The sequence below is a fragment of the Vreelandella sp. ssv genome, assembly GCF_059448525.1.
This window is the reverse complement of the sequence record NZ_CM182545.1, coordinates 2,377,019-2,396,281: the sequence shown is the minus strand read 5'-3', so window position 1 is coordinate 2,396,281 and position 19,263 is coordinate 2,377,019. Positions and strand designations below refer to the sequence as shown.

The following is a 19,263-nucleotide window of genomic DNA, read 5'->3' as shown; positions in this document are numbered from 1 at the left end:
CGCCCGCCCTGATATGTTTGCAATGAGATCGATCTCATTTATTTGTAATCAGCCTAAAGAGGGCGTGTGACGGATTGATGTCGGTAAAATGTATTTTTGAGGAGAATTGTGTGACAAAGATACTGTTGCCTAAGAATTAGGGTGGGCGCAGAAAATATCTGAAGCTGGCTGCCCATCAAGCTAAATTAGATTCTTATCTATTAAAGTGTGTGTTAAATAAATAACTTTATAAAATAGTTGGTTTTTTATTGTGAAATATTGGAAATGATATAGCTTATATCTAATCGAAATTATTAATGATTAACCTTAATAATTTTAATAGATTTAATGAATAAAACAGTTGTTTATAGGTTGATTGTCTGTCAGTAATTAGTATTAAATACGCTTGGTTTTTCCAAAGCAGTTTTTTAGCGAGCGTTTCTGCAAAATGAAAATTAACGAATATTTTCAGGGTGTCGGTCATGTTTGACAGGCACCCTCTTTTTTTGGCGATAAGCACCGTTTTAGCGGGCATAGTCTTGGCTGGCTGCAGTTCTGGAGGCGGTGGCGCGAGCAGTGATCCCAATCAGGGGATTCATACGCCATCGCCTTTACCTTCCAACAGTGGCACCAGCACCGGCGCGACGCCTGTTGGGCCGTTAACGGTGCGCGTGGCGGTAGCCGATAGCGGCTTTGATGTGGCGGCTATCATCAACAATGAACGCGTTATTGATACCCTTAATATCCATACGGGTAACAGTGACGTCAGTGGCGGCGACGAATGGCACGGAAACGTGGTTGCCTCAACGATTACCAGTGGTGTGCTGGACAGTGCGCGTCTTGATCTCATTAAGGTCGAGAACGAGGGCGTTACGCGTAGCAGTGCCTTGGATTATGCCGTGGGTGAAGCGGCTCAACGTGGCGCTCGTGTCATCAATGCCAGTTTTTCTAAGCGCTTTATAGCCAGTGATCCGCGGCTTTCCTTTAACGGTGTCACCTCAGCAGAATCTTACCAGCGGGTCGTAAGCGCCAATGCCGGTAAAGGCGCTGTATATGTGGTGAGTGCGGGAAATGATGGTGCCGCTATTGATACACAAGGGCGGCCCATTTATGCCAGTCATCCTGATCTTTACAGCATGATGCTGATAGCGGTCGGTACCACTGCGGATGGCGAAATTCACCCATCCAGCAGCTACCCGGGTGATGACGCTAAATTACAGGAGCGTGCGATAGCAACCGACTACGTTAATCGGACGGTTGGTGCTCAAGGCACTTCTATTTCGGCGGCTCGTATCTCGGAATATGCGGCTGGCATCGTCGACCGATGGCCACATTTTAGCGCCCAGCAGGCAAGTCAGCGTCTGTTGGACACGGCCAGCCAAACGAGTGACCTGTATCAGCAGAATACATGCGGTGCTGATGCCAATGTGAACTGTGGTGCGTTTTATCTTGGTCAGGGGGAGGCCGATATTAACGCTGCGCTTGCCCCAGAAGGTGATTTAGTCGTTCCCCAAAGCGAACGCGTCGAAGTTGGGGGTGATGCTGCTGCAGGCTCTTTTATGCAGCTTTCGGGAGCGTACGGCAACGCATTGGCGGCGTCAGGTGTGCTCGACTCCGTGGCGGTATTTGATGACCTGGGCCGTGACTATCAGATGGATTTTGGCCAACAAACGCAACAGCGCGTAAAGCGGTCGAATCAGTTGCGCGATCAAATGGAGCGTATGTCACTAAGCTCGGCTCAAGCGGTCCAAACAGACACAATGGAGATGGATAATTACCGTTTCACTTCCCGCTCGAACGGTGGCGGTGAGCTTCTGAGTAGTCGTTTCGATGGGACGTTTGGTAACTCAATCCTGAGTGCTTTCAACTACGCGGGTGATCAAATTGACCCGATGAGTGGTTATGCGAATTCAGACATGATGCCAATGATTTCTTTCCAATCTGGCGCAACGATGACACAAGCGTTCGATAACGTGAATGGTGTGCAAACCCGCTACGATGTAACGGATAAATTTAGCCTGTTAGCGAAACATTGGGCGGGTGGGGTTGAGGATGACATGAGTTTTGCCAGCGACTATAGCGCCAATCGATCTGATATTGGCATGGCATATCAATTGACGCCGGGTATTAGCGTGAGTACTCAGATAGGCCGATTAGAGGAGGAGAATGGTCTGCTCGGTGCTAACGGTTCCGGGGCATTGGGTTTCGGCGAACATAATCAGATGACGTTCGTTGGCGCTGGCCTGCAGGCAAATGTGGGCAATGGCTTTGCTGCTTTTGCCGAGTTTGAGCAAGGGCGGGGTAATGCAGATGGCAGCGGTCTTGTAACACGCATTAAAGATATTAGTGCTCAGGAAATGGCACTGGGTCTGCAGTGGCAAAAGAAAGATGAGCGTGCGGCGTTAACGTTTCGCCAACCGTTACGCATTGACAGCGCGACGGCTGAGTTGAGCATACCCGTTGCCCGCACAGTAAGCGGTGAAGTGTTGCGAGAATCCCGCGAGGCGTCTCTCTCGCCTTCTGGTCGACAAATGGATATTGAGTTGGGTTATGCGTTTAAGCCCAGCGAACGTAGCCAGTTGCAGTTTAACCTTCTACACACATTAGAGCCTGAACACGACGCTGATGCTAGCTCAGACAGCGCGGCGATGGTGAACTATTTGGTAGCTTGGTAAACCCCCGTGGTTAATCAGCACGAGTACTGCTAATTTCGATACGTGCACTGTTGCACATTGCGCCGCTCAATACCTCCCGCTACAGTCTCGCTCTTGTTCCCAGGGCGAGACTTTTTTATGGCCACATTGATGATTCAAGGCACCACCTCGGATGCGGGTAAAAGTACCGTGGTGGCTGCGCTATGCCGCGTGCTGGCAAGGCGTGGCATCTCAGTGGCACCGTTTAAACCTCAGAATATGGCATTGAATAGCGCCGTGACCGTGGATGGCGGAGAAATTGGCCGTTCCACGGCGTTACAGGCGCAAGCCTGCTATTTAGCCCCCCACAGCGATATGAATCCGGTGCTGCTAAAGCCGGAAACGGATCGTGGTGCCCAGGTGATTTTGCGCGGTAAGGTGCATGGCCATATGGATGCCCTGGATTACCATGCCTATAAACGCACTGCGAAAGCGAGCGTGATGGCGGCTTGGCAGGCCCTGGAAAGCCGCTTCGATGTGATTATTGCCGAGGGCGCGGGCAGTCCTGCAGAAATCAATCTTCGCGAAGGCGATATCGCCAATATGGGCTTTGCCGAAGCGGCAAACTGCCCGGTATTGTTAGTCGGTGATATTGACCGCGGCGGCGTATTTGCCCAGTTGGTAGGTACGCTGGCGCTACTAAGTGAGAGTGAGCAGGCGCGCACCCACGGCTTTATTATTAACCGCTTTCGCGGTGATATTGCGCTACTCAACCCTGGACTTGAGTGGCTGGAGAAGCGCACAGGTAAACCGGTGCTGGGCACGCTGCCTTATTTACAAGGCTTGGTGCTCGATTCGGAAGATAGCATTGGCACTATCCAGGCAGAGAAGCAAAGTCACGTGCTTAATATCATTGTGCCCGCACTGCCGCGCATCAGTAATCACACCGACTTTGATCCGCTGCGTTTGCACCCTCAGGTTGCTTTAACCTTTATTGGGCCCGACCAGCCTATTCCCGCCGCCGATGTCATTATTCTCCCCGGCAGTAAAAGTACGGCCAGTGACCTTGAATGGCTGCAGCGCCAAGGTTGGGACAAGGCAATCCAGCGCCACCTGCGCTACGGCGGGAAAGTGCTGGGGATTTGCGGTGGCTTTCAGATGCTGGGTGAGTGGGTGGATGACCCTGATGGTCTGGAGGGGCAGCCAGGGAAAGTGGCAGGATTGGGATTGCTCTCGCTCACTACGCGAATGGTGGCGGGCAAGCAGCTTCGCAACGTGAGCGGCGTGTTGGTAGGAGAGGCGGCAAAGGTAGAAGGGTACGAAATCCATAACGGCGTCAGCGAAGGCCTCGCCCTGAGCAGGCCGCTATTTGATATCGATGGTCGACCAGAAGGCTCGGTCAGTGATGACGGACAAATCTTCGGCACCTATCTACATGGCCTGTTTGACCACCCAGAAGCTTGCTACGCGCTACTCAAGCAGTTGGGGCTCGCTGGCGGAGAGCAGAATGATTACCAAGCCCACCGCGAGCGCGAACTCGATCGCTTAGCCGATATGTTGGAAGCCCATGTTGATATTGAAGCCGTTATCGCACTGTTATAGTTTCAAAACCATGTGTTAAATCGTCTCTTTACCCCAGTGTTCCAGCAGAAGATCGATGAATAACTGCGCTGTGCTGGATAGGCTGTGTGAGTTGCTACGAACCAAGCCAATCGAACGCTGGATACGCGGCTCTGGCAAGTCACGAGAACAGAGCGTGTCGTGATCGGGGCCAGGCATGGTCATACGCGGCAAAATAGCCACGCCAAGCCCTGATTCGACCAGCCCCAAAGAGGTAGATAGGTGCTGTACCTCGTAAAAGCTATTGAGGTGGATGCCCTCCGCTGAAAGCGCATTATCCAGCAGTGTGCGGTTACCGCTATCGCGGCTTACAGTGATGAGCCGCACATCTTCTAAATCGCTCCATTCAATCTGCTGTTTGCTGGCAAGCGGGTGGTCCGAGCGCAGAGCTAGTACAAAAGGATCTCGCAGCAGCGGGGTAAAGCGCACCTCCGAGCTTTGTGCGCTGATCATGTTGATGCCGAAGTCCGCCTCGCCATTAATGACTTTTTCCAGCCCCTCGTTAGCGCTGACATCCAGAATTCGGATACGAATCCCTGGCCAAGCCTCGCTAAACACGCGAATGACACTAGGCAAAAAGTAGAAGGCCGCCGTGGGCAAGCAGGCAATCGTTACGGTGCCTTTTTTATGCGTGACTAATTCCCGAATCCCCAAAATAGAGGACTCGTATTCCTCTAACATGCGCCTAGCTCGCGGTAGAAAATCCGCCCCAATGGGCGTCAGCCGAGTGCGCCTAGTGGTTCTCTCAAGTAGTTCAACTTCAAGGAGTTCCTCTAATTTTTGGATACGCCGAGTGAGGGCAGGCTGCGACAGATGCAAGCGCTGCGCCGCCTCATGAAAGGTGCCCAATTCAGCGACCAAAATGAAGGCCTGGAGGTCAAGAAATTCGAGTCTATGCACCATAGGATTGTTGCACTTAAAAGGTGGATTAATAACCAAAACACATTAATGCAAAAAATGGATTTATGACACCCTATATTTGCATTTGAGACATTAAACATTGGCTGACATGCTCCTTTCATATAGTCATCGTGAACTATGGCGGAGCGATATGAACAGCATACCTTGTGTCATTATGCGGGGCGGCACCTCTCGAGGCCCCTTTATTCGAATGAAAGATCTGCCCAGTGACCAGGCCCAGCAGGCCGATATTCTGCTCAGCTTGATGGGGTCCGGGCATGCGCTACAGATCGATGGTATTGGGGGCGGCGACCCGCTCACCAGCAAAGTGGCCATTGTGGAGCGCTCGTCACACCCGGAAGCCGATGTTGACTACCTGTTTGCTCAAGTGGATGTGGTGAACAAGCGTGTCGACTTTAACCCGAACTGCGGCAATATGCTGTCTGCCGTCGGGCCGTATGCTATCGAGACGGGGCTGGTAGAACCCCAAGACGGTACTACCGTGGTGAAGGTGCATAACTTAAACACCCAGAGGCTGATTGAGTGTCATGTGCCCACACCGGGGAAGCAGGTGCAGTACGAAGGCAGCGTTACCATTAGCGGCGTTCCGGGAAGTGCTGCGGGCATTCAACTCAGTTTTTTAGACATCATGGGGAGCAAAACGGGCCAGCTGTTACCCACGGGAAACGCATGCGATGAGATCGCAGGTATCGAGGTGAGCTGTATCGATGCGGCCACCCCAATTATGCTGCTGCGCGCTGAGTCGGTCGGGTTAACCGGCCATGAATCACCTGCTGCGCTGGATAATAACGCAGCCTTGTTAACACGCTTAGAAACCCTACGCCGCGAGGCGGGGCTCCGAATGGGAATGGGCGATGTTAGTCAGAGTGTGCTGCCCAAGGTTGTGCTGATCTCGGCAACTGAAACGACATCGCACACGCTGAATGTTCGCTATTTTGTGCCCCATCGCTGCCACAAAGCGATTGCCGTGACAGGCGCGATGGCGGTGGCAGCCGCGATTAACGTGCCCGGCTCCGTTGCCAATCAAATGGCCATCAGCACTCAGAAGCTTTCCCATGGGCAGCTGCTATCACAGATTGTGTTAGAGCATCCTTCTGGTTCTATTGAGCTAACGGCCGAGTATCGCCAGCAGAATGCGTTTGACCTGGCGCGCGTATCGCTTATACGAACCGCTCGCAAAATTATGAGCGGACAAATTTTTTACGCGGCACCTTCAAAGGAAGCGGGTAACCACGCCATCGAAACCGTTGATTGAATAACCTTACCTTTATTACCAAAGACAATAATCAATAAAAGGAGTATCGCCATGACCACCCTGAAGAACACTTCTCTTAAGACCTTCAAGAAAGCGCTGTTGGTCGTTGCTTGTTCCACACTAGGCGCTATTAGTTTGAATGCCCAGGCTGACGATGTGATCGTGCCTGATACCATTCATTGGACCATTCCGTTTGGTGTCGGCGGGGGAACTGATGTATGGGCACGCTTCTTCACCACCTGGATGAGCGACCATATTCAAGGTAACCCTACGCTGGTGATCGATAACGTGCCTGGCGGTGGTTCTATCAACGGCAGCAACCTGTTCGCTATGCGGGCTGACTCGGATGGCAGTCAGTGGATTGGCACCTCTGCCTCCACCCAATATCCCGCCATGCTGGACGACCGCCGGGTCCGCTATAGCTACGATGATTGGACCCCGATTTTAGCGACGCCCACCGGTGGCGTGGTGTATGCCCAGCCGAGCTTGGGCGATACCGCTGAGGAAGTGCTGAACGCGGTCACTCACCAGCGTGTTAAATTTGCCGTGCAGAGCCATACAGGGCTGGAACTACCGGTGTTGATTGCGCTTGATTTGCTAGGTGCCGATGTTCAGGCCGTGTCTGGCATGCGTAGCCGAGGTGAAGGGCGGTTAGCCTTTGAGCGCGGCGAGGCGGATATCGACTTCCAAACCACCTCTGCCTATTTCAGCAGTGTAGAACCTTTGGTAGAGAGTGGCCGAGCGGTGCCGCTGTTTTCCCTGGGCGTGCTTAACGACAGCGGCGAGATCGTTCGTGATCCTGCCTTCCCTGACTTGCCGACCTTCAATGAAGTTTACGAAACCCTGCATGGCGAAGCGCCCAGTGGTGCCGCCGCCGAGGCGTATCGCAAATTCTTTGCCTCTGGGTTCACGCTGCAAAAATTGATCCTACTGCCTAGCGACGCCCCAGAAGCATTGATTCAGGAGTATCGCGATGCGGCGCGTCGTTTTGTGGGCACTGAAGAGTTCAAACAGGCGGCCATGGCCCAGCTTGGCCCCTACACGCCCGTCGTGGGGGAAGTCGTCGAGCAGCATCTGCACGATGCCATGACGCTTGATGATGCCACGCGACAGTGGTTGGTCGAATGGCTGCTCGAACAGCACGGTGCCCGTATTTAACACGCCAGTTAACACTAAAGAGGCACTGATAAAGCAGTGCCTTTGGGCTCCCTTACACTAAACAACATAAGAGCCACGACAATGTTAGATGTCTTATTCTCCAGTTTGGGGCAGTTGTTTACTGTTCCCCATATGCTGTACATGGTGATTGGTGTCCTCATTGGGTTGATTGTGGGCATTATCCCTGGGCTTGGCGGCATTGCCGGTATGTCGCTTCTATTACCGTTTCTTTATGGCATGGAGCCTTCCGTTGCTCTGGGCATGCTGATGGGTTTAGTCGCAGTGATCCCCACTGGCGATACGTTTGCCTCTGTACTGCTTGGCATCCCAGGCTCTAGTGCTTCCCAGGCCACCGTGGTGGATGGCTTTGCATTGGCAAAAAAAGGGCAGGCTGCACGAGCGCTCTCCAGTGCGTTTCTCTCGTCAATGATAGGCGGTCTTATTGGTGCGCTGGTACTCACTGCCTTTATCCTCATTGCCCGGCCTGTGGTGTTGTCGTTCTCTTCGTCAGAGCTGTTTATGTTGACGCTGCTGGGGCTGTCCATGGTGGCGGTCCTGTCTGGTAAAGATGTCTTTAAAGGTATTGCTGCCTGCGGTGTTGGCTTACTGGTCGGCACCATCGGTATGGCGCCCGCCACTGGGGAGTTCCGGCTGCCATTTGAAATTGACTACCTCTACGATGGATTGCCGTTAGTGGTAGTGGGGTTAGGTATTTTCGCGCTGCCTGAAATCATTGACCTATTAGTGAAGCGTGGCGCGATCGCCGAGCAGCCCTGCCAATTGGGCAAGGGCTGGAAAGAGGGTGTCAAGGACGTGGTTAAGCGGCCTGGTTTGGTGGCTCGCTGCGCGGGCATTGGCAGCTTGATGGGCACGATTCCTGGCTTGGCGGGCTCGGTGGTAGATTGGCTCACCTACGGCCATGCGGTGCAGAGTGCCAAGGATAAATCCCAGTTCGGTAAAGGCGATATTCGCGGTGTGATTGCCCCAGAGTCGGCGAACAACGCCTGTGCCTGCGGAGCGATGGTGCCCACGCTACTGTTTGGTATTCCTGGGTCTGGTACTGCGGCGGTGTTCTTAGGTGGTTTGCTATTGCTGGGCCTTCAGCCTGGGGTCAGCATGCTGGAAACCAACCTTGACCTGACTTACACCATTATTTGGTCATTAGCACTGGCGAATATTTTAGGCGCTGCGCTCTGTTTAGGCTTAGCGCGCCCGGTGGCCAGCTTAACGCGGGTGCCGTTCGTGATTTTGGCGCCGCTGATTACCATTTTGATTCTCTTTGCGGCTTATCAAGCAACGCGTTCGCTGGGGGATCTTTTTGCGCTCGGCATTATTGGTGCGATTGGCGTGCTGTTTAAGCAGGCCAACTGGTCTCGTCCCGCCTTCTTGATTGGCTTTGTGCTCGCGCCCGGTGCCGAAGCATACTTCTATCAAGCCGCCCAGTTTCAGGGGACAGAGGCCTTTATGCGGCCTGGTGTGCTGATTATTGGTGCTCTGATTGCGGCATCACTGGTACTTCCGCCTCTACGCAGCTACCTGCAAAAGCGTCGTCAAAGCGAGGAGTCCACTTCTCATCCGCTTCAGGAAGAGGTGGCTCCGCTGTCGCTGGGCGTTATTGATGTGGCACTGCTCGGCAGCCTGTTAGCAGGTGCCGCGTATATGTGGTGGGCGTTTGCTGATCTTTCCATGCTAGGGGGCATCATGCCCAGGCTGGCGATTGCTATTATCGTGGCAGCCTGCGTACTGGAAATTATTAGAACGGTCGTCAAACCGATGAAGTGGCAAACTCAAACATTAAGCCAGCAGTTGCTTTGGGTAGCCGGTTTCTTCGCGTTGATTGGAAGTGTCATGGTGTTCGGCTTCCTGTTTGCCGCTGCGGTATTTTGCCTTGGGTTCTTACTCGTGGTGGCGCGTATGAAGCCCGTGGCTGCCGTGGGGTTGGCGGCTGGGGTAACGCTTTTCCTGATGGGAATGGCGAACCTGCTAACGCTTACCTATCCGACAGGGATGCTTGCCGGTTTGTAAAAAAATGCGTTAGGGACGTAAACACAAAAAGCCATTAAATTGGCTTTTTGTGTTTAAAGAAATTAACGACTTGCGCGCTTCGCCATTACGGTAATTTCAACGCTGCTCCCGCCACATATATGAGTCGATTCGGTACAGGTGCGAGCAGGGTAGTGTCCAGGTTCAAAGTGCTCCGCGTAAACACTGTCCATGTCTTGAATAGCGTGTAGGTCAGTGAGATGTATATCCACCCGAACGATATCTGCAAGACTGCCACCTTCCATTTCTAGCATTCTTGACAGTGCGCGCATTACAAGACGCGTCTCTTCTTTTACATCGCCACGGGCGGCATGGCCGTTAGAGAGATCGGCCACGGTCAATCCGGAAATAAAGACATAGTGATCATCAACTACCATGTGGCTGCCGGGGAAATTGGGGGTGGGCATGGTAGGGTCATTCATAAAGGTGGGCATGCTAGCTCCTTCTAAGTGATGTTCACGCTTACGGTTCTCTTCGACAGGTTGTTAACAGTGGTGTTCAGTATCAGTAAAAATGAATGGAGGTCGCTTGAGGCACATCGCGCTGTCAAAACGGCGATAATTACTCTAGGCTTGCGGCTTTTTAGCCGGTGAGGATGATTCAAATGAAGGTCGTACACGTTAACGCAGAGGCCCATCGCAACGCCTGTCTGGCGCGATTATGCGCTGAGGTATACGGACAAGAGGCGGGTCTTACGCCGCTGGTCGTGTTCACCGGCACCTGCAGTGTGTTATTCCCTCAAGAAGCCGCACGACTGTTTGCTGCCGTTGACGGCCAGGGTAACCCCCAAGCGCTGGCGCTGCTAGTGCTGGACGAAGAGGGCGAGGGCATGACCGTGACCCACGCCTGTGCACTTGACCAAGTAGATGCCCAGCAGCGTTTGATTCGCGAGCTTACTCTGAAAGCGCCGCTACGTGTCGAAGTGGATAACGCTGAACAGGAAGCGTTCTATCAAAAAAGTGGCATTAAACGCTGGTTTGGCGGTGCGGATGGCAAACGTATAGGTTTAGGCGCACGCCACCCCGCCAAAAGCGTTAGTGAACTGGCAACCACCCTGGCTTTGGATGAAGCGCTCATTTTGCGCCGCTTTAAACATGACCCTAAGGCGTTTGAGGCTGCAAAGCAGGCCTTTTTGAAGGGTTTAAACGATTTTCCACAAACGCTTTAATGGCCCATTAGGAAACCTCTGATTAACTATTACGCTTGCCCAGATAAGCCGACTACTTCTTCGCTAGTTCGCGCATGGCCGTTTCCAACCCTTCAAGCGTCATGGGGTACATACGGTCTTCGATAATTTCTCGTATGAGATTAGTGGAGTAGGTGTACTCCCAGGCACGGGGTGGTAAAGGGTTAAGCCAAGCCAGACGCGGAAACGTTTCGCATAAGCGCTTAAGCCAAACGCCGCCCGCTTCGTCGTTAAAGTGCTCAACACTGCCGCCTGGGTGGGTGACTTCATAGGGAGACATGGCCGCATCGCCGACAATCACTACCTGGTAATCCGCACCGTAGGTATGCAAAACATCCATGGTCGGAATTCGTTCATTCCCACGACGCATATTATTTCGCCAAACCCCTTCGTAAAGGCAGTTATGGAAGTAGTAGTGCTCCAGATGCTTAAACTCTGAGCGGGCGGCAGAGAAAAGCTCTTCGCAGACGCGAATATGATCATCCATCGAGCCACCCACATCCAAAAATAGCAGTACTTTAACAGCGTTATGGCGCTCTGGGCGCATCTGTACGTTGAGTAATCCGGCGTCCTTGGCAGTTTCGCGGATGGTGCTATCCACGTCGAACTCATCTAATGCCCCTTGGCGGGCAAACTTGCGCAGGCGGCGAAGCGCCATTTTGATATTGCGCGTGCCTAATTCCAGAGAATCATCGTAATCGCGGAAGCGTCGCTCGTCCCATACTTTGGTGGCGCGGCGGTGGCGAGAGCCATCCTGACCAATGCGAATGCCTTCGGGATTGTAGCCGTAAGCGCCGAAGGGACTGGTGCCGCCGGTACCGATCCATTTGTTGCCGCCCGCGTGGCGCTCTTTTTGCTCCTCCAGGCGTTTTTTGAACGTCTCAATGAGTTCTTCGAGGCCGCCCAGGGATTCGATCTTGGCTTTCTCTTCATCCGTTAGCTGTTTCTCAAATTCCCGGCGCAGCCACTCATCGGGAATCAGCGCCTCAATGGCGGCGTCCATGTCCTCGAGGCCTTTAAACCAGGCGGCGAAGGCGCGATCAAAGCGGTCAAAGTGGCGTTCATCCTTGACCATCACCGTGCGGGCCACCTGATAGAAGGCTTCCATGTCGGCGAACACGACACCGCGCTCCACCACGGCGTGAAGATCCAGCAGCTCGCGTAGCGACACCGGGACGCCCGCGCGCTTGAGCGTTTCAAATAGGCCAATAAACATGGCTTAGCGGCCTGTGCCTTTCTGGCGACGAATCATAAACGCCAGGCGTTCAAGCAGTTGGGTATCCTGCTCGTTTTTGACCAGTGCCCCGGCCATGGGCGGCAGCGCTTTGGCGGGATCACGGTTGTAGAGTGCTTCTTGAGCAATATTGTCAGCCATCAGTAGCTTGAGCCAATCGACGAGTTCTGACGTGGAGGGCTTTTTCTTAAGTCCGGGCGCTTTACGTAGCTCAAAGAATACCTCCAGGGCTTCGCTGACAAGCTTGGGTGCGATATCCGGAAAGTGCACATCGACAATCGCCTGCATGGTCTCGCGGTCGGGGAACTCAATGTAGTGGAAAAAGCAGCGGCGTAGGAACGCGTCCGGCAGCTCTTTTTCATTATTCGAGGTAATAACGATAATCGGGCGCTGCTCGGCGCGGATGGTTTCGCCGGTTTCGTAAACGTGAAACTCCATACGATCCAGCTCTTGAAGCAGGTCGTTGGGGAATTCGATATCGGCTTTATCGATTTCGTCGATCAGCAGCACTACGCGCTCGTTGGCAGTAAAGGCTTCCCACAGTTTGCCGGGCTTGATGTAGTTGGCCACGTTCTCCACACCTTCCACACCCAGCTGTGAATCCCTAAGACGGCTGACGGCATCGTACTCGTATAAACCCTGGGCCGCCTTGGTGCTGGATTTGATATGCCAGGTAATCAACTGGGTATCGAGAGATTCGGCCAGTTCTTCGGCCAGTAGGGTTTTGCCGGTGCCCGGTTCGCCTTTGATTAACAGCGGCCGCTCAAGTACTACGGCGGCGTTGACCGCCTGTTTCAGCGCATCGGTTGCGATATAGGAAGAAGTGGATTCAAACGCCATGGGAGAGCCTCGGCTTGTCGAAAGCGTGGTGAAAATGATTCAAACAAGTGTACGTGAGGGTAAACCCCAAGGCCAACTAGCGGATTAACGGATTGGCGCTTAGCCCTGCCAATTTGGCGGCACTATGCCCTGGCGCTGCATTTGCCGGTATACCGTGGGCCTCGAAACCCCTAGCTCGCGAGCAACAGCGCTTATATTCCAGTGATGCCTTTTTAGCAGGTGGCTTAGCGAACTTGAAAGGGCTTCGTTCGTGTTGCCTTCAAGTTTTGCCGCCGTATTGCAGGTAATGCGCTGGCTTAGGCACTGCTCGGGCAAGTCATGAACGGTGATCTCGTCGCTTTCTGACGTGGCCATGGCAAAGGCCAGCGCGTTTTTTAGCTGGCGGATATTGCCGGGCCAGGCGTACGCGAGTAGGGCGCTAATGGCATCGGCCCGCAGGCGCGGTGATTGGCTGGAGGCTCTTGCTTGGATGATGTCATCAAAGACGCGACGAATAACGTAGAGTTTATCGGCGCGTTCGCGTAGCGCGGGCAGGCGCAATTGGGCGCCGTTAAGGCGGTAATAGAGATCTTCACGGAACTCACCCTGTTGGATCATCGCGTCAATATTGCGATGAGTGGCGGTAATCACCCGAATATCAACCCTCTCAGGCTTATTGGCCCCCAGTGGCATCACTTCACGCTCGGCCAGTACACGCAGTAGCCGGGTTTGTAGGGCCAGCGGCATATCGCCGATTTCATCTAAAAACAGCGTGCCACCGTGGGCCTGGGGAATTAGCCCACGCATGCCCTTGGCGCGCCCGCCGGTAAAGGCGCCGGGCTCGTAACCAAACAGCTCGCTTTCGATCAGCGCTTCGGGAATAGCAGCACAGTTCACTGCGATAAAAGGCCCTTTGGCACGGTTGCCGCTATCGTGTAACGCGCGTGCGACGACCTCTTTGCCGGTGCCGGTTTCACCGCTGATTAGCACATTAACGCTGGTTTCGTTGCGCAACCGCTCAGCCAGCTTCTGTACTTTACGCATGGCAGGATCATCAGCGCCTAGGCGTGCCAGTGGTTCCGGCAGGCTGATGGGAAGCGATTGCGCTTGCTGAACAGGTCTAGGGCGACGGGGCTCCAGCAAGCTAATAAAGTAAATGGTGTTGTCGACTCTGGCGCGAAAAGCGCGCAGTTGATCGTCGGTGGCGCTATTAATACTGAGCACATCGGCGATCTCACACTCGAATAGCTCTCCCAGTATTGGGCAGTGATGGACTGACCAGGGAGGCCAACGGCGTTGATGGCTGGCGATCAGTTCTCGGCCTACTGCGTTGGCGGCAATGACCTGTCCATTCTCTTCAATGGCGATGAGTCCACGCCCGTTCACATGCACGAACTCCCGCGAAGTATCCAGGCGCACCATCAGGCAGTCGCGGTAGCGCTGTAGAAAATAGGCGTCTTCAATCATGCGCGCGTAGAGCGTTACCAGAGAAAGGCTGAAGTTTTGGCTCTCATGCTGCGCAGGCGATTGCAGCGCCGAGATATCTAGCACAGCCATGACGTTGCCTTGCGGGTCGGCGATAGGGGCCGCTGTGCAGGTAAGCGAAATATGCGAGGCGTCGAAGTGTTCCTGGCGGTGGCAAATAATCGCTTGGCGATCATGCAGGCACGTGCCTACAGCACAGGTGCCCGCAAAGCGTTCGTCCCAGTCGGCACCGAGATAGAGGCCTGCTTTGCGCAGTTGCTGGTCTTGGTTGGGGTCGCCACGAAACTCAACGGTTATCCCGCGGTGGTCGGTGAGCAGCAGCACGTAGCCGAGCTGGGCGATTTGTTGATAGAGCTGGTCAACCCCGGCTCTTGCCACGTGGAGCAGTTCATCCACGGATTCGCGGTGCTCGATCAGGATTTGCTGGGGCACCACCCGGGCTGGGCGTGGCTGGGTGGGATCGAGCTGGTACTCGTTTAGGCAGCGCAGCCAGGAACGCCGAATGGTTTGCTGGGCCGGTAGCTGCGGAACTTCCAGGCCTTCGCCGAGCTGGAAAATATGCTCGATATGCTGGCGCTGAACGGATGGCAGCCGTGCAGGCAGAGGCGATTGAGTAGGCATGGCGTGGTTCACCGTGGGGATTGTTATTGTCCTTCCAGCCTATGCGCTTTGGCGTGGGTGTCAACGCAGTGCTATTACGCTGTTAGTCGTGGGTTACACCTGTAACGCCGTTTACAACTATATGTGACAGGTGTACGCCTTGAATAACGTCTAATAGATTATCTTTTTTTGATATTTATTTATATTTTTCAAATGCTTGTGGTTTTTCTGGATTGGTTGGCATGGCGGCTGCTTAGGGGTAGAGGTCTCACCAACAATTCAACAATAACAAACCATGGAGTACTCGCTATGTCCGAGATACCGGCACAAACTCAGCAAACCGCCACGGCTATTGTCCAAGAATGGCTAAGTGATTTTGATAAAGCGCTACAAGCCCAAGATATTCAGCGTGTTTTGTCGCTATTTGACGAGGAATGCTACTGGCGCGACTTTGTAACCTTTACCTGGAATTTAAAAACCTGCGAGGGAAAAGAGGCTATTCAGGCCATGCTCAATGCCACCCTGGAGAACGTGCGTCCTTCGAACTGGCAGCTAGAGGGCGAGGCTACCCAGAACGGCGATACTAGCGAGGCGTGGTTTACCTTTGATACAGCCGTCGCCAGCGGCAAAGGTTACTTGCGTCTGAAAGACGGCAAATGCTGGACGCTACTAACCACTATGCAGTCGCTTCATGATTACCCCGAGCCGCGTAAGCACAACCGGCCAAAAGGAGCTGAGCACGGCGCCAATAAACAGCGTGAAACCTGGTTAGAGTCACGGGAGCGTGAAGAGGCCGAGCTTGGCTACACCCAACAACCTTACTGTGTGATCATCGGCGGAGGCCAAGGTGGGATTGGCCTGGGGGCGCGGCTGAAGCAGATGGGCGTGCCGACTATCATTATAGAGCGCAACGAGCGGGCTGGAGACTCCTGGCGCAAGCGCTATAAATCCCTCTGCCTGCACGACCCGGTATGGTACGACCACCTACCCTATATTCCTTTCCCAGAAAACTGGCCGGTGTTCGCACCTAAAGACAAGGTGGGCGACTGGCTGGAGATGTACACAAACGTGATGGAGCTCAATTATTGGAGTTCCACCGAGTGTCAGAATGCGCGCTTCGATGAAGCCGCAGGCGAGTGGGTGGTTAATGTTAAGCGCAACGGCGAAGAGATCACGCTACGCCCGAAGCAGTTGGTGATGGCCACCGGAATGTCCGGGATGCCCAATGTACCGACATTTCCTGGCGCAGAGAGTTTTGCAGGCGAGCAGCAGCACTCCAGTCAGCACCCAGGGCCTGATGCTTATGCGGGCAGGAAGTGCGTGATTTTGGGCTCGAATAACTCTGCTCACGATATTGCCGCGGCCCTCTGGGAGCACGACGCCGATGTGACCATGCTGCAGCGTTCATCCACCCATATTGTTAGGTCAGACTCTTTGATGGAGGAAGTGCTGGGGCCGCTCTACTCCGAAGAGGCGGTGGCCAATGGCGTAACCCACGACAAGGCTGATCTGATCTTTGCCTCGATCCCCTACAAGGTGCTTCCGGACTTTCAGCGACCAGCGTTTGAGGCAATCAAACAACGCGACGCTGAATTTTATCAGAAGCTGGAAGATGCAGGCTTCCTGCTCGATTTCGGTGACGATGACTCTGGGCTGTTCTTGAAGTACCTGCGCCGAGGCTCAGGTTATTACATTGATGTGGGGGCCTGCGATTTAGTGGCCAACGGCGATATCAAGCTGCGCAGCGGTGTGGGCATTGAGCGCATTAACTCGCACTCCATCACGCTGACCGATGGCAGTGAACTTGAGGCAGATTTGATCGTTTACGCTACCGGCTATGGCTCCATGAATGGCTGGGCAGCACGGCTTATCTCTCAGGAAGTGGCAGATAAAGTCGGCAAATGCTGGGGCCTGGGCTCCGACACCACCAAAGACCCCGGCCCCTGGGAGGGCGAGCTGCGCAATATGTGGAAGCCCACCCAGCAAGAGGCGCTGTGGTTCCATGGCGGCAACCTGCACCAGTCACGGCACTACTCACACTATTTGGCGCTGCAGTTAAAGGCTCGCATGGAGGGGCTGGAAACGCCTGTCTACGGTCTGCAGCCCGTTCATCATACGTCTTAACAGGAAGGGTAACCCATGAGCCAGTCAAGCATGCAGGCAGCAGTTTGGTACGCAGCAAAAGATTTACGTGTCGAGCAAGTGCCGGTTCCCACTATCAGCGACCCCCATGAGGTGAAGGTGAAAGTGGCTGCCTGTGGTATTTGCGGCAGTGACTTGCACGAGTATGCCGCCGGGCCGATTTTTATCCCGGTGGGCCAGCCACACCCCATTAGCGGCGAACAGGCGCCGATCATTATGGGCCATGAGTTCGCTGGGGAAGTGGTAGAGATCGGCGAGAAAGTAACGCGGGTGAAGGTTGGCGACCGAGTGGCCATTGAACCCATTCTTTCACCCAATAAGGATGGCGCTTATCAGATGGAGCGCTACAACCTTACGCCCTTGCTGGGCTTTCATGGCCTCTCGGGCGGTGGTGGCGGCTTTTCCGAGTTCACCGTGATGGGTGAGCATATGGTGCACCAACTGCCGGATGATCTCAGTTACGAGCAGGGCGCACTGGTCGAGCCTGCTGCCGTGGCGTTGCATGCGGTACGCCAAAGCTGCCTAAAAGCCGGGGATAGCGCGGTCGTATTTGGTGCTGGACCAATCGGTTTGATGACCATCGAGGCGCTCAAGGCCGCAGGGGCAGCGCAGATTTATGCAGTGGAAGTGGCGCCCTCTCGCAAGGCCAAAGCTGAGGCGCTAGGTGCCACTGTGGTTGATCCGCAGCAAGAGGATGCCGTGGCGAAATTACAAGCCTTAAGCGGTGGCGGCGTTGACGTGGCGTTTGAGGTGACGGGCATTCCTGCCGTGCTCAACCAAGCGCTGCACAGCACCCATGAAGGGGGCGAAGTGGTGGTGGTAAGTATTTGGGAAGGAGAGGCCAGCTTTCAGCCTAACGACCTGGTCATCAAAGAGCGCACCATGAAAGGCATTATTGCCTATCGCCATGTTTATCCAGCGGTAATGGCACTAATGCAGCGTGGCTACTTCCGTGCCGAGGACATGGTCACCCAACGTATTCCGCTGGCGGATATCGTGGAGGAGGGCTTTGAGGCGCTGCTAAACGACAAAGCCCAAGTGAAAATCATCGTGACCCCTAGCCACTAATCTAAGGATTACAAAGCGTAAATAAGCTCATGTGATACTTTGTGATGCAAAAAGACCTCAAAGTGCGCAATGCTGGTGCATTTTGTTTGCTGCAGCGCGTCGAGAGTTGCTTTTAATCGAGCTGCTTCTTTTTAAGATATTGATATTTAAGTTTTTTTAAAATATTGGCACGCAGATCGCAATGTATATGGCAAAGGATGAGTGAATAGTGAAGCGCGATTAACCTCTAGTTTCTCTCCCTTCTTCATCTACATCGCTGCTTACCTTGTAGCGATAAACCGAGTGAGCTGGCGTGCTCCACCTGGGTCCCCTTCGGGGGACTTTTTTTGTGCCTGGATTTTATGTTATGGAAAACTATCAGAGTTCAGTTTCTTATAACAATATTTTACAAGATATTTGGAAACAGTGTTCGTATACTCTATACTGTATAGGAAAGCTGGATAGCAAGTACCGCAATCCCCAAGCGCAAGGAATTGCGCGCTGCATAGAGGATGACCCTGATGAGTAATATGAAACTGATTTCTGCCGCTGTAATCACTGCTGGTTTCGCACTGGCTAGCCAAGCGGCTCTCGCTTATAACGCTGGTGACGTGTTTGTCCGTGGCGGCGTTGCCCAAACGGATACGGGTTCAGGTAATGGTAATCTGAATGGTGATTCACTGAACGTGCAGAGCGCTCGCGGCTTCACCTTTGGTGCTGGTTACCTATTCACTGATAAGGTTGGTGTTGAGCTCAACAGTTCTGAGAAGTTCGAGCACGACCTCAACACGTCTGCTTTAGGCGATGTGGGTAGCGTTGACCGCTTACCTGTCAACCTACTGGTGAATTACTACCCAATGGGCGGCTTAGATTCTCGTGTTCAGCCTTACGTTGGTGCTGGCTTGAATTACACGCGTTTCTCTGGTGAACCCACCGGCGTAAGCATTGATGAAAGCTACGGCGCCATCGGCCAAGTAGGTGTTGATCTGGCGGTGACCGATAACGTTATGCTTAATGGTTATGCAAGCTACGCTGATGTGAACGCCGACATCAACGTTGGTGGTGAAGTTGATATTGAGCCGGTTACCATCGGCGGCGGTATTACTTACCGCTTCTAAGACTTGCCTGTTATATAGTGAAC

The 19,263-nt window shown here is 53.7% G+C and carries 14 protein-coding genes and 1 pseudogene; 9 read left to right on the top strand and 6 right to left on the bottom strand.

Features of this window, described 5'->3' with window-relative positions; translation table 11 throughout:
• The first annotated feature begins 461 nt into the window (after positions 1-461).
• Both AC5TBW_RS10985 and AC5TBW_RS10980 read left to right on the top strand, forming a co-directional pair.
• On the top strand, positions 462-2,654 hold the full coding sequence (locus AC5TBW_RS10985) for a S8 family peptidase (RefSeq protein WP_495508612.1): 2,193 nt from the start codon (positions 462-464) through the stop codon (positions 2,652-2,654).
• 117 nt (positions 2,655-2,771) lie between these two features.
• Positions 2,772-4,214, top strand: coding sequence for a cobyric acid synthase (locus AC5TBW_RS10980; RefSeq protein ID WP_495508611.1), 1,443 nt, complete (start codon positions 2,772-2,774; stop codon positions 4,212-4,214).
• Positions 4,215-4,229: 15 nt separating this feature from the next.
• On the opposite strand, the gene AC5TBW_RS10975 is transcribed toward AC5TBW_RS10980, so the two are convergent.
• Positions 4,230-4,913 carry a LysR substrate-binding domain-containing protein gene (locus AC5TBW_RS10975; RefSeq protein ID WP_495511953.1) on the bottom strand — a complete coding sequence of 228 codons (684 nt, stop codon included), beginning with the start codon at positions 4,911-4,913 and terminating at the stop codon, positions 4,230-4,232.
• A gap of 39 nt (positions 4,914-4,952) precedes the next feature.
• Positions 4,953-5,135: pseudogene (locus AC5TBW_RS10970) on the bottom strand (helix-turn-helix domain-containing protein); the annotation flags it as partial.
• Positions 5,136-5,283: 148 nt separating this feature from the next.
• On the opposite strand from AC5TBW_RS10970, the gene AC5TBW_RS10965 reads away from it, so the two are divergent.
• The 3 genes from AC5TBW_RS10965 to AC5TBW_RS10955 all read left to right on the top strand — a co-directional run bounded on the left by AC5TBW_RS10965 (position 5,284) and on the right by AC5TBW_RS10955 (position 9,591).
• Complete coding sequence (locus AC5TBW_RS10965; RefSeq protein WP_495508610.1) at positions 5,284-6,408, top strand: 4-oxalomesaconate tautomerase; 1,125 nt, start codon at positions 5,284-5,286, stop codon at positions 6,406-6,408.
• 51 nt (positions 6,409-6,459) lie between these two features.
• Positions 6,460-7,566, top strand: a complete 1,107-nt coding sequence (locus AC5TBW_RS10960) for a tricarboxylate transporter (protein WP_495508609.1) — start codon at positions 6,460-6,462, stop codon at positions 7,564-7,566.
• An 81-nt stretch (positions 7,567-7,647) separates the two neighbouring features.
• Positions 7,648-9,591: a tripartite tricarboxylate transporter permease gene (locus AC5TBW_RS10955; protein WP_495508608.1), complete on the top strand. Its 1,944-nt coding sequence runs from the start codon at positions 7,648-7,650 to the stop codon at positions 9,589-9,591.
• 62 nt (positions 9,592-9,653) lie between these two features.
• On the opposite strand, the gene AC5TBW_RS10950 is transcribed toward AC5TBW_RS10955, so the two are convergent.
• Positions 9,654-10,043 carry a RidA family protein gene (locus AC5TBW_RS10950; RefSeq protein WP_495508607.1) on the bottom strand — a complete coding sequence of 130 codons (390 nt, stop codon included), beginning with the start codon at positions 10,041-10,043 and terminating at the stop codon, positions 9,654-9,656.
• A 170-nt stretch (positions 10,044-10,213) separates the two neighbouring features.
• Here AC5TBW_RS10950 and AC5TBW_RS10945 point away from each other — a divergent pair, with 170 nt between their 5' ends.
• Positions 10,214-10,777 carry a hypothetical protein gene (locus AC5TBW_RS10945; protein ID WP_495508606.1) on the top strand — a complete coding sequence of 188 codons (564 nt, stop codon included), beginning with the start codon at positions 10,214-10,216 and terminating at the stop codon, positions 10,775-10,777.
• A gap of 52 nt (positions 10,778-10,829) precedes the next feature.
• On the opposite strand, the gene AC5TBW_RS10940 is transcribed toward AC5TBW_RS10945, so the two are convergent.
• The 3 genes from AC5TBW_RS10940 to AC5TBW_RS10930 all read right to left on the bottom strand — a co-directional run bounded on the left by AC5TBW_RS10940 (position 10,830) and on the right by AC5TBW_RS10930 (position 14,954).
• The gene (locus AC5TBW_RS10940) at positions 10,830-12,011 is read right to left on the bottom strand and encodes a vWA domain-containing protein (protein WP_495508605.1); all 1,182 of its coding nucleotides are present in this window, start codon (positions 12,009-12,011) and stop codon (positions 10,830-10,832) included.
• A 3-nt stretch (positions 12,012-12,014) separates the two neighbouring features.
• A complete protein-coding gene (locus tag AC5TBW_RS10935) occupies positions 12,015-12,869 on the bottom strand; it encodes an AAA family ATPase (protein WP_495508604.1) in 855 nt (284 codons plus the stop codon).
• Positions 12,870-12,968: 99 nt separating this feature from the next.
• Complete coding sequence (locus AC5TBW_RS10930; RefSeq protein WP_495508603.1) at positions 12,969-14,954, bottom strand: sigma-54-dependent Fis family transcriptional regulator; 1,986 nt, start codon at positions 14,952-14,954, stop codon at positions 12,969-12,971.
• 288 nt (positions 14,955-15,242) lie between these two features.
• Between AC5TBW_RS10930 and AC5TBW_RS10925 the strand changes: the two genes are divergently transcribed.
• From AC5TBW_RS10925 to AC5TBW_RS10915, 3 genes are all read left to right on the top strand, one after another.
• Entirely contained in the window at positions 15,243-17,057 is a 1,815-nt protein-coding gene (locus AC5TBW_RS10925) for an NAD(P)-binding domain-containing protein (RefSeq protein WP_495508602.1), read from the top strand.
• Between the two features lie 15 nt (positions 17,058-17,072).
• Positions 17,073-18,143, top strand: a complete 1,071-nt coding sequence (locus AC5TBW_RS10920; protein WP_495508601.1) for a 2,3-butanediol dehydrogenase — start codon at positions 17,073-17,075, stop codon at positions 18,141-18,143.
• 500 nt (positions 18,144-18,643) lie between these two features.
• Complete coding sequence (locus AC5TBW_RS10915) at positions 18,644-19,240, top strand: OmpW/AlkL family protein (protein ID WP_495508600.1); 597 nt, start codon at positions 18,644-18,646, stop codon at positions 19,238-19,240.
• The last annotated feature ends 23 nt before the right edge of the window (positions 19,241-19,263 follow it).